The 10,468-nt window shown below is 68.2% G+C and carries 9 protein-coding genes and 2 pseudogenes; 3 read left to right on the top strand and 8 right to left on the bottom strand.

What is annotated here, in order from left to right:
- The first annotated feature begins 505 nt into the window (after positions 1–505).
- The gene (locus IG99_RS42695; RefSeq protein ID WP_037684325.1) at positions 506–1,744 is read left to right on the top strand and encodes a PP2C family protein-serine/threonine phosphatase; all 1,239 of its coding nucleotides are present in this window, start codon (positions 506–508) and stop codon (positions 1,742–1,744) included.
- A 261-nt stretch (positions 1,745–2,005) separates the two neighbouring features.
- Here IG99_RS42695 and trhA read toward each other — a convergent pair whose 3' ends face one another.
- Positions 2,006–2,662 carry a PAQR family membrane homeostasis protein TrhA gene (gene trhA, locus IG99_RS42690; RefSeq protein ID WP_234312169.1) on the bottom strand — a complete coding sequence of 219 codons (657 nt, stop codon included), beginning with the start codon at positions 2,660–2,662 and terminating at the stop codon, positions 2,006–2,008.
- Between the two features lie 337 nt (positions 2,663–2,999).
- Between trhA and IG99_RS42685 the strand changes: the two genes are divergently transcribed.
- Entirely contained in the window at positions 3,000–3,620 is a 621-nt protein-coding gene (locus IG99_RS42685; RefSeq protein ID WP_234312168.1) for a hypothetical protein, read from the top strand.
- A 266-nt stretch (positions 3,621–3,886) separates the two neighbouring features.
- Here IG99_RS42685 and IG99_RS42680 read toward each other — a convergent pair whose 3' ends face one another.
- Together IG99_RS42680 and IG99_RS42675 are read right to left on the bottom strand one after the other, a co-directional pair.
- Positions 3,887–4,090 (bottom strand): cold-shock protein, encoded by a 204-nt coding sequence (locus IG99_RS42680; RefSeq protein ID WP_030212004.1) that lies wholly within the window; start codon positions 4,088–4,090, stop codon positions 3,887–3,889.
- 243 nt (positions 4,091–4,333) lie between these two features.
- A complete protein-coding gene (locus IG99_RS42675) occupies positions 4,334–4,672 on the bottom strand; it encodes a MerR family transcriptional regulator (RefSeq protein ID WP_037684322.1) in 339 nt (112 codons plus the stop codon).
- Positions 4,673–5,942: 1,270 nt separating this feature from the next.
- On the opposite strand from IG99_RS42675, the pseudogene IG99_RS51240 reads away from it, so the two are divergent.
- Positions 5,943–6,237 (top strand): annotated as a pseudogene (locus tag IG99_RS51240) (ATP-binding protein); the annotation flags it as partial.
- A gap of 415 nt (positions 6,238–6,652) precedes the next feature.
- Here IG99_RS51240 and IG99_RS42670 read toward each other — a convergent pair.
- From IG99_RS42670 to IG99_RS52450, 5 genes and pseudogenes are all read right to left on the bottom strand, one after another.
- Positions 6,653–6,961 (bottom strand): SCO5918 family protein, encoded by a 309-nt coding sequence (locus IG99_RS42670; protein ID WP_037684319.1) that lies wholly within the window; start codon positions 6,959–6,961, stop codon positions 6,653–6,655.
- A gap of 50 nt (positions 6,962–7,011) precedes the next feature.
- On the bottom strand, positions 7,012–7,416 hold the full coding sequence (locus IG99_RS42665; RefSeq protein ID WP_037684318.1) for a CBS domain-containing protein: 405 nt from the start codon (positions 7,414–7,416) through the stop codon (positions 7,012–7,014).
- Between the two features lie 46 nt (positions 7,417–7,462).
- Positions 7,463–8,953: a DEAD/DEAH box helicase gene (locus tag IG99_RS42660; protein ID WP_037684317.1), complete on the bottom strand. Its 1,491-nt coding sequence runs from the start codon at positions 8,951–8,953 to the stop codon at positions 7,463–7,465.
- Positions 8,954–9,297: 344 nt separating this feature from the next.
- The gene (locus tag IG99_RS42655; RefSeq protein ID WP_023586116.1) at positions 9,298–9,501 is read right to left on the bottom strand and encodes a cold-shock protein; all 204 of its coding nucleotides are present in this window, start codon (positions 9,499–9,501) and stop codon (positions 9,298–9,300) included.
- A 654-nt stretch (positions 9,502–10,155) separates the two neighbouring features.
- Positions 10,156–10,266 (bottom strand): annotated as a pseudogene (locus IG99_RS52450) (DUF5994 family protein); the annotation flags it as partial.
- Positions 10,267–10,468: the final 202 nt, after the last annotated feature.

The raw sequence follows: 10,468 nt of genomic DNA, 5'->3' as shown, positions 1-10,468 counted from the left end.
CGCCAACTCGAACAACTCGTCGCCCGCGCCGTGGCGAACTGGGCGTTCCGCACCCACCGCCGCAAGCCCCTCATCATCCCCGTCATCATCGACGCCTGAGCCCCGGCGGCACGGTTTCCGGTTCCGTTCACGGTCTCGCCGGCATCGAGGCCGGGCACGGGAGTCAGCAGCCACCCACCTGTACGCCGACACCAGCGACAAGACCACCGGGCACGACCGAGGCGACCACGTTCGCCGACGCCGTGAACCACCACCTCATCGACCAGAACAAGCAAGCAGCCAGCGATAAGGAGCGGGCGCTCGGCCGCGTGGAACACCGTCCAAGGGCACCGTGGATGCCATACCATCTGCCCAGCACCGGGCATTGGGCGCGGGCCCTCGCGCCGCCGGGACCAATACTCTGAGTACCAGCGAGCGGCAAGGAGTATCGGTGACCGTGTGCGAGCCTGGAGACGGTGGGCCGACCAGTCGTACTCCGGAGAACGGGCGTGGCCGGGGTAGGGCGATGACCTTGGCGGGGACTCTGGCGGCGGCGGAGACCGCGGCGCCCGTGGAGTCGCTCGACGTGGTCGCGCGCATGCTCAAGGATCATCTCGGGGCGAATTCGGTGTCGTTCCTGATCACCGACTTCACCGGCGGCTCGGTCGTACGGCTGGGGGCGGCGGGCAGCGTCGACACCGATGAGCCCGCCCGGCGCATCACGCTGCGCGGCACCCTGTACGACGACGTGATCCGAACCCAGCGCCCGAGCATGGAGGACAAGGGCGAGGGCACGCTGGTGCGGGTCGTCGCCCCGGTGACCAACCGCGGGGACGCCATCGGGCTCCTCGAAATGTTCCTGCCGGCGGCGCCGGACGCGGAGGTGATGCGGGAGATCGGCGAGACCGCGCACGCCCTGGCTTACATCGTCATCGCGAACCGGTCCTACACCGACGTGTACCAGTGGGGCCGCCGTACCGTCCCGCTGAGCCTGGCCGCGGAGATCCAGCACCGGCTGCTGCCGTCGTCGCTGGCGTGTGAGGCTGCGCAGTTCGCGGTGGCCGGGGCGCTGGAGCCGGCCGACCATGTAGGGGGTGACACCTTCGACTACGTGATCGACCGGGACACGGTCCAGCTCTCCGTCACCGATGCCATGGGTCACGACGTCGACGCCGCGCTGCTGGCCACCCTCCTGGTGGGCGCGCTGCGCCGGGCCCGACGGGCCGGCGCCGGCCTGGCCGAACAGGCTCGCCAGGCAGACCAGGCCATGCGCGAGCACGGCCGCCAGGGTTACGTGACCGGTCAGCTTCTGCGGATCAGCCTGATCGACGGCGCGACCGAGTTCATCAACGCCGGGCATCCCTGGCCGCTGCGGATGCGGGACGGACAGGTGCGGGAGATCGTTCCGAAGATCGATATGCCATTCGGCTTTCCTGCCCCTCACAGCTACCGGGTCCAGTCGCTGGACCTGCGGCCGGGCGACCGGCTGGTGATGCTGACCGACGGCATGCTGGAGCGCAGCGCAGGCAGCCTCGATCTGTCCGACCTGATCGTGCGCACGCGCGCGCTCCACCCCCGCGAGGCCGCCCGCGCCCTCATCGCGGCGATCGTCGACGCCCACCACGGTCACCTGCAGGACGATGCGACGGTCATGTGCCTGGACTGGCAGGGCGTCGGCCACTCCCGGCGGGCCGCCGACACCGGTGCCGACCTCACCGACGCGTCCGCCCCGTCGCGGACGAGGCAGAGCGTTCCCGGACGATGACTCGGGCCTTCTCCGGTCCCCGCTGCTGCGGCCCCTTGGGCGGACGCCCCAGGGGTGCTTTGCCCAGGATGGCGGCGTTCACCGGGGCAGGCGCCTCCGGAGGCGGCCCAGGCGCGGCCTGACAGGGACGAAGACAGCGGTCAGGACCACCACACCGGTGACGAGCAGGTGGAACAGGCCCTTCGCCACCAATCCTCGGAGTGGTGGGGGAAGTTGGAGGAAGTATCAGCGGCGAGCGAGGCAGTACTCGTCGCCGCGCCCTCAGTAGGTGGCCAGGGAGATGGCGATGTAGTGCGCGGTGAAGGCTGCCACGGTCAGGGCGTGGAAGACCTCGTGGTAGCCGAACCAGCGGGGTGAGGGGTCGGGCCGCTGCAGGGCGTAGACGACCGCGCCCGCGCTGTAGAGAAGACCGCCGACAACGATCAGGACGACTACGGCTGCTCCGCCGGTGTGCAGGAAGTCGGGCAGGTAGCGCACCGGCGCCCACCCCAGGGCCAGGTAACACGGGGTGTACAGCCATCGCGGAGCTCCGACCCACAGGACCCGGAACACGATGCCGGCCAATGCCCCAGTCCATACGATCCACAGCAGCATGGAACGCTGTTCAGGCCGCAGGAGGAACACGGCCAGGGGGGTGCAGGTGCCGGCGATGATCAGGAAGATGTTGGCGTGGTCGAGTCGTCGTAGAAGAGCCTCGCCCAGTGATCCCCAGGTGCCACGGTGGTAGACGGCGCTCGTTGCGAACAGCAGCAGGGCGGTGACCGAGTACACGGCGCAGGCCAGGACTGCCTGCGGAGTACGGGCCAGGCAGACGAGTACGACGCCCGCGATCAGTGCGGCGGGGACCATTCCGGCATGGAGCCAGCCACGCAATTTAGGCTTGATCGGTTCGGCGAGGTCGGCCGCCCACTCCGCCAGGGCGGAGACCGAGTGAGCCTTCTCCCCTGCGTGTCCGCCTTGCGATCCGTCGGGTAGCCCGCCTTCACGGCGCTCTCCACGCGCTGAGGCGGCGTGACCGTATTCGGCTTCAGCGGCATCACGGGACACTGCTTCTCGTTCTCCCTCGGGCGACTGGGCGTCACTGGCAGCAATGCGGTAATGCTAAAAGACCTCACTCCGGCAGGCATTCATGGGAGTTCGGTCCAGAACCCCAGAGCCACGTCGCCGGGTCCGGCCGACTCTCCACCGCGTGAACTCCAGTCCCGTTGACCCTCCCGCCGATCGGACCTGCCGAAGCCGAGTAAAACGGCCGGCCATGGGAAAGATCAGGGCTTCCGAACGGGCATCTCCGCTCGCCTACGCGCAAGGATCGCCGATGCTTCCTGAGGTCCGCCCCCACGTATCCACCGCCCTCGCAGACCAGTTGGAACACCAACTGGACCTGGCTCCGCATCTCGAGGCCGGCCGGCTCGATGTGGAGGGCGTCGCCGGCATCGCACTCGTCGCAGCCGCCCACTCCGATGGTTACGCGGCCACCGGCCATCTCCTCGGGCTGCTGGCCGCGCTGCCTGCCCCTACCGAGGCAGGAGAACGCTTCTGGTCGGACCTGTGGAGGTCGTCGGGCACCGCGTACCTGCTACCCGTCAACATGAAGGCTCAGGTGCTGCGTTCTCTGGAAGGAGAGGGAACAGCCCTGGCCAGGCAGATCCTCTCGGCCATCGATGAGATGACTCCGCCCCAGCGCGTGGCGGCCGGAGAGGTGATCGGTCAAGCCCTCGCCGAGTCCGACCATTTGCCCGACCTGAAGACACAGGTCATCGGCGAGTTGTGGCTCCGAGATCTCGAGCTCACCGCCTGGCGCGTTCTGCATGCGGACCGCAGATGGGACGATCCGGATGGACGGCAAGCCTTCCTCGCCGCCTGGACGGGCACCTGACCGTCTACTGCTCCGAACTGCGCGCGCAGAGGCACAGGGCATGCGGCGCCCGCACCGGACGACGCTCGAAGCAACTGAGGTCAGGAAGTTCGGCCGAGGTCACACCCATCTCAACAGATCAGGGGCCGCGCAGCGATGGCTGCGCGGCCCCTGATCCTGTGCACGCCCTGCACGAGAGCAGGCGCTTCGCCCGGTGGGCGGCAAAGCCCACACGGGCGGCGCTCACCGGACGCAGTGTGCGTGATCCCTCGGGCGGGTCTGTGAGGTCAGGCCGGGGTGATGTTCTCGGCCTGCGGACCCTTTTGACCCTGGGTGACGTCGAACGTCACGGCCTGGCCCTCCTGGAGCTCACGAAATCCCGTGGAGTTGATCGCGGAGTAGTGCGCGAAGACATCCGGGCCGCCGCCGTCCTGGGCGATGAAACCGAAGCCCTTCTCCGCGTTGAACCACTTCACAGTTCCCGTTGCCATGTCTGATGCCTTCCAGTCGATGAACGCCTCCCACTCCATGTGGAAGGCAGAGGTGATCGCCCTGGTCCCTGCGGCACAGCACAGCAAAACGCCCACACCGAAGGCGTGGGCAAGGGGGAGTTCCGAACCACGACAGCTGACGCAGACGCTACACGCCCACACCCCGCGTCACCACAGGAAACGATCACACCGCACGGCAGACAATGCGTGCGGTACCCGCCGACGCGGACGGGCACGCTCATCTCACGCTGCTGCGGTCGGGTTCGCTGATTCGGTGGCGCGGTGGTATTGGGCGTTGAGGCGCTGGGCTTCCTCGAGCTGGTCTTCGAGGATGATGATGCGGCAGGCGGCCTCGATGGGGGTGCCGTGGTCGACGAGTTCCCGGGCGCGGGCGGCGATGCGCAGCTGGTAGCGGGAGTAGCGGCGGTGGCCGCCTGCGGAGCGCAGTGGGGTGATGAGGCGGGCTTCGCCGATGGCACGGAGGAAGCTCTGCGTGGTGCCGAGCATCTCGGCGGCCCGGCCCATGGTGTAGGCGGGGTAGTCGTCGTCATCGAGACGGCCGAAGATGTCGTCTGCTGTCATTGCACCTCTCTGTGGAACGCGTGGAGGGGCCCTGGCGCCGTACTGCCGCCAGGGCCCCGAAGGAACTGCTACACCATCTGCCGGCCCTGATGCTGCACCGGCCCTCTGTTTCCGCAGACCCGACCGAGATGCTGTCGGGGGCGCGGGGATCGCGGTTGCTTGACCGGAGACCACCTCACTATCGATGTCCTGCGGTACCCGGGTCCAAGACTTCCACCCGGGCGATCCTGATGGCGCTCGGCTCCTCCGTTCTTCCCTCTTGATCAACTACTCACTAACGGGAACTGCGTACTACTGGTACTGCGAACTGCTGGTGGCCTCGAACAGCGCCACTCTTCGGCAGCCAGCCCCGTCGCCCATCCTGCGTCTGCCCTGGCTTAGAACCCCACTGCCGAACCTCCCGATGCGCGCGCCCGCAGCCGGCGCCTTCACCGAGGTACTGCCACTGACTTCACTGCTGGGTACTGCGAACCTTCACTTACTGACACTGCGGTGCTGCTCATGGCGGCCCCTGATCACTGCGGGCCACCCGGTCCGGTCGTCAGTCCCGTCGCCGTCCTGCGACCACTCTGGCTTCGGAACTCCACCACCGCACCGTCATGCCAACTGCAACTGCACACTACTGCCCGGCAGTTCATCTCTGCCGGGCCTCTCTTGATCTCGGCTACGACAGAAACCTTAACCACATCGCCAGCCAATGTCTACTCCAGCGAGTACAGATTTCCGCGCGCTGGAAGGTGAGGTACTCCGCCTCGACCAGTCTGCCTCGACCGGTCCCCATGGATGGTTCAAGCAGCCGCGAGGCTCTGGCCGGCGCTCACAGTGACCCACCAGCGCGTGGCATGTCGGGTTGGGCGTGACGTCGCCGCCTGCGCCGCGGCTGCCGTCGGCGGCACCGGCCGACACTACGTCTAGTGAGGACCCACCGACCGGCACGGACGTTTCCAGCCGTGACGCCCCCAGGTCGGCCGTTGACGAGCGTGGCAAAAGGCCCTGCGCCGCCGTCGACGATCCCGGGATGATCGAGCAGCTGATGGCGAACCAGCACGGCCCCTGACTCGAGCAGTTCGCGGGCTGCGGAGACACGGGCTCACGGCAGCGGGTGCCGTCATTTGTCGGCTGTGGTCCTCCGCCCCTTTCAGGCAAGCACTGGGGCTCTGCGGGGTTGGCAAGGGGAGGGTGGGGCACAGGGGTCGGGTACCCAGGGCAGGAGGCATGGACGATTCAGAGATCAGGGTGACCCTGATGATCACGATGATTGCCGGCGCCGCAGCCGACCGTGGCTCCTGACGCGGCGGACACTGTGGTCCTGGTCGTCTCCGAGCTCGTCACCAATGCCCTGCGCCACGGTGGGGGCCGCTGCACACTGGAACCGACTGCGCACCCCGACACCGTCAGGTCGCCGTTCACGATCCCAGCCGGCATGTGCCGCGCATGCGCACCCCTGACCTGAACGGCGGTACCGGGGCTTCGGCTGGCCCATGGTCACCGGCCTCGCCCACGCCACGGCGCCCACCCGCCGGGCCTCCGGCGGCAAGAGCGTGAGCGCCTTACTTGCCCAGTAGCGTCACCGCTCAAGCAGCCGGATGGCCGGCGAACACGGTCCGTCTCATACCGCGCCTGACGAGTTGCTGGTGGCGTTGCCGCCCTGGTGGAGTCTGGAGTCCGGCCAGAGCAACCAGATCTCCCTGGCCGTGGCCACCAGTGGCGCTGCCATCACCGGTCGGCTGGCTGCCGAAGCGATGTGGAGGCAGAGGGTGTCGGATGTGCTGAGGGATTCCGCCCACTTGGGCGAGTTCGCCCGCCGTCTTCGACGCCCCCGTGAAGGAGGACGGGCCGCCCACGCGTCTGCACTGCCATGTCGCCCGGAACCTGCAGGGCAACGGTGACGGGAACCCGCCGCACGCGGTGTGGGCCCGACCGGCGTACCGGTCGGGCCCACACTGCTGCTCAGGTGTCGGCTCGTGTCTGTTTACCCGATCAGACCGTGACGGGGGTGCCGAGCATCGCGGAAGCGTGCTGCATCGGGCTGAGAATGCCCAGGGGCGCTGCCTTGGGAACGACGCGGCAGGTGAAACCGAGCTGAGCCATGGCCCGCAGGACTTCGGCGGCGCTGAAGTCACGACGGTCCTGGCGCGTGATGACCTGGCCGACCTGTTTGACGGGGTAGTGGCGGCGGCCGATGATCACCGATTCTCCGGCGACCGGTTCGGGCTTGATGCCCTTCATCGATTCCAGCACTCCGCCCTTGGTGAGCTCGAAGGGGAAGCGGGCGATGACGCAGCGCATGTGACCTCACAGAGAGAAGGGAAGAACGGTCCGACCGGGGGCCAGGTGTTTCAGCGGGAGAGGGCGAGGATGCCCAGGGCGCTGCCTTGCTCGTCGACCACCGGCAGGACACCCAGCCGACGGGTGCGCATCGCGTGCTCGGCTTCGGCCATCGTGGTCACGGGTGAGGCGAACGAACCGTGGTCGCCGAGGATGTCGCGCAGGCGGACACGGTCCGTGTAGTCGGAGCTGTCGCGGACGGCGGCGAGTTCGGCATGGGTGACCAGGCCGGTGCACTGGCCGTCCTGGTCGCAGACGACCAGCCGGACCGTGCGTGCGGCGGCCATGACGGCCAGCGCCACCTCGACGCTCATGTCGTCACAGACCTGCGGTCCGGCCGCGCCCATGGCCTCCAGCGCTGTCCTGTGCGCGGGGTCGGCGTCCGCCGGGCGGGACTCTGTCTGAACCAGCGTCAAAGCGTGCCTCCTGCAGAGATGGGCCGGCTTCCTGATCACTAAAGGTCTAGGCCACCGCGCCGAAGCCGGACTGGCGTCCGGGGGTGCGCCTGGTCGCCGAGGCGGGGCGGCGGCGACCTCGGGAGGTGGCGCTGCGCTTGGGGCGTTCGACCACCGGTGCGGTGATGACGACCGGGATGCCGGACGGGGCCTGGGCGCCGGTGATCCGGCTCAGGGCCTCGTCGCCCGAGCGGACCTGGGTGGTCTGCGGCCGGATTCCGGCGTCCGACATCAGACGGACCATGCCACGGCGCTGGTTCGGCGTGACCAGGGTGACGACGCTGCCGGACTCGCCGGCGCGGGCGGTACGGCCGCCGCGGTGGAGGTAGTCCTTGTGGTCGGTCGGCGGATCGACGTTGACGACCAGGTCAAGGTTGTCGACGTGGATTCCGCGCGCCGCGACGTTGGTCGCCACCAGCACGGTGACGTGCCCCGTCTTGAACTGCGCCAGCGTGCGGGTGCGCTGGGGCTGCGACTTGCCGCCGTGCAGCGCGGCGGCCCGCACCCCGCTGTTGAGCAGGTCCTGGGTCAGTCGGTCGACGGCGTGCTTGGTGTCCAGGAACATGATCACGCGGCCGTCGCGGGCGGCGATTTCGGTCGTGGCGGCGTGCTTGTCGGCGCCGTGGACGTGCAGGACGTGGTGCTCCATCGTCGTGACCGCGCCGGCCGAGGGGTCGACGGAGTGCACGACGGGGTCGGTCAGGTAGCGGCGTACCAACAGGTCGACGTTGCGGTCCAGGGTGGCGGAGAACAGCATGCGCTGCCCCTCCGGGCGCACCTGGTCGAGCAGCGCGGTGACCTGGGGCATGAAGCCCATGTCGGCCATCTGGTCGGCCTCGTCCAGCACGGTGACGTCCACGTGGTTCAGCCGACAGTCGCCGCGGTCGATGAGGTCCTTGAGCCGTCCCGGTGTCGCGACGACGATCTCGCTGCCGGTGCGCAGTGCGCCGGCCTGTCGGCCGATGGACATGCCGCCCACCACCGTGGCCAGCCGCAGCCGCACGGAGCGGGCGTACGGGGTCAGCGCGTCGGTCACCTGCTGTGCCAGCTCACGCGTGGGTACGAGGATCAGCCCCAGCGGCTGGCGGGGCTCGGCACGCTGTCCGGCGGTGCGGGCGAGCAGGGCGAGGCCGAAGGCGAGGGTCTTGCCGGAACCGGTGCGGCCGCGGCCCAGTACGTCACGGCCAGCCAGGGAGTTCGGCAGCGTCGCTCCCTGAATCGGGAACGGCGCGGTCACACCCTGCCTGCCCAGTTCGGCCAGCAGCTGCTCAGGCATGTCCAGATCAGCGAAGCCATCAACGGCGGGCAGCGCGGGGGTGATCGTCCTGGGCAGCGCGAACTCACCTTGCACTGCGCCGGGCCGACGGCCGTAACCGCCGGAGCGGACGGGCCCGCCGGTACGACGCAGTGCCTGCGAGCCGTAACCGCCGCCCCTTCCGGCGTCGGCACGGCCGTCACGGGAGCGGGCGGGACGGTCGTTCGTGTACGTGCGGTTCATGCGGAACCTTCCTCGATGTGGCACATATCAAGGAATTTCCGCTGCGACGAACGGCACGGAGAATTACAAGTATGGACCGGTGGCAAAAGAAAGCAGATCTGGCCGGCCGAAACCTCCGGGGGCGCAGGTGCTGAAATTGGTGACGCGATGGGGATCTTGCGATCCGGGCGCCGACTGCGGAGCAGCGCTTCATGATGCGCCTGCGTCCTGAGGGAGGAACCCCTGTGGTGGTACTGCGGATTCCTACGGGGCGTCCCGCGGGTGACAACCGCTGCGGGATACGCGTGCAGCTGGGGCCCGCACCCCGAAGGATGCGGGCCCCAGCTACAGATGGTGCGTGAGCGTCAGGCCGGAACGATGTTCTCGGCCGTCGGGCCCTTCTGGCCCTGGGCGATGTCGAAGGTCACCTTCTGGCCCTCGAGCAGCTCACGAAAGCCCTGCGCGGCGATGTTCGAGTAGTGGGCGAACACGTCCGCACCGCCACCGTCCTGCTCGATGAAGCCGAAGCCCTTTTCCGCGTTGAACCACTTCACGGTACCAGCAGCCATGTCATATCTCCTTTGGGGCAGTGCATCGGCGTCCGCACTGCGCGGACGCCGTGTCGCCGCGATGATTGCCCCGCCCGGAAATGACCGGAAATACAAAAGTGCTCCCGATCGGCAGAAGCGTGACGGGGGCACTTGAAGTTTTGGGAACCACAACTGCAACTGGGATCTACAGTAGCACGCCGGAACGTTCCGTGTGCGTTGGATAATTCCACTCTCCTCGTCGCGGCAAAAACTCGTACTGCGTGGTCCGTAAAACTCTGACCTCTCGGGCACAGATATTGATTCACTCGGAGTGCAACGTCTCATGAAGAGTCGCCGACGACACCAGGGCTCCCAGGGGCGCGACGACGTACGCGGCCATCCGTAAAAACGCCGCTCGCCTCCCGTCCTCGCTTGCCTGCCATGGGGGGTGATCGCTCGTCGGGACGGCGGTCGTCGGATCCACCTCACCGTGGCCATCCCGGCACCCGCACCGGACCAGCCCGAGGACCGCGGCGGCTGATCGCTCTCACATCTCCGGCGCTGCCCGGTCGGTGCCGGTGTCGATGAGGATCTGATCGGCCTGCGTAACGTTGTCGGGGAGAAGAGATCCTGCTCGCCATGGGTGATGAGGACGGTGTCGTCGCCGACCGGGAAGGAGTCGATGTGCACGACTCGGTCATCGATAACCAGCCTCGTCGGCAGTGCTTCCCAGGCACCGGCGTCCAGGCCGACACGTGTGACCGGTTCGAGGTACTCGGCCAGAGCGGGGAGCTCCGCGGCGATGCCCCGGGACCGCGGCCACCATGCTCCGTCGAGAACACCCCGGCGGTCGTGCGGTCTCCAGCCGTACGACCGCCGTCGCGGGTTTCAGGGCCTGGTGGGCGGCGTGAGCTTGTTCCGCTTTGACGGACACCATCGGTGTGGTGGTCAGGCTGCGAGTGCGGTCTCGTATTCGGCGGGACTGCGGTAGCCGAGGCTGCTGTGC

This window comes from Streptomyces griseus subsp. griseus, from assembly GCF_000720255.1.
GTDB classification, from domain to species: domain Bacteria; phylum Actinomycetota; class Actinomycetes; order Streptomycetales; family Streptomycetaceae; genus Streptomyces; species Streptomyces griseus_I.
Note: the sequence above shows the minus strand (reverse complement) of the source record. Positions and strands in the feature narration are given on the sequence as shown.

What these genes read in the sequence shown, in the direction of transcription:
- IG99_RS42695 (WP_037684325.1), top strand. Translation starts at nt 506, where the DNA reads ATGACCTTGGCGGGGACTCTGGCGGCGGCGGAGACCGCGGCGCCCGTG.
- IG99_RS42685 (WP_234312168.1), top strand. Translation starts at nt 3,000, where the DNA reads ATGGGAAAGATCAGGGCTTCCGAACGGGCATCTCCGCTCGCCTACGCG.
- IG99_RS42680 (WP_030212004.1), bottom strand. Translation starts at nt 4,090, where the DNA reads ATGGCAACGGGAACTGTGAAGTGGTTCAACGCGGAGAAGGGCTTCGGT.
- IG99_RS42675 (WP_037684322.1), bottom strand. Translation starts at nt 4,672, where the DNA reads ATGACAGCAGACGACATCTTCGGCCGTCTCGATGACGACGACTACCCC.
- IG99_RS42670 (WP_037684319.1), bottom strand. Translation starts at nt 6,961, where the DNA reads ATGCGCTGCGTCATCGCCCGCTTCCCCTTCGAGCTCACCAAGGGCGGA.
- IG99_RS42660 (WP_037684317.1), bottom strand. Translation starts at nt 8,953, where the DNA reads ATGAACCGCACGTACACGAACGACCGTCCCGCCCGCTCCCGTGACGGC.
- IG99_RS42655 (WP_023586116.1), bottom strand. Translation starts at nt 9,501, where the DNA reads ATGGCTGCTGGTACCGTGAAGTGGTTCAACGCGGAAAAGGGCTTCGGC.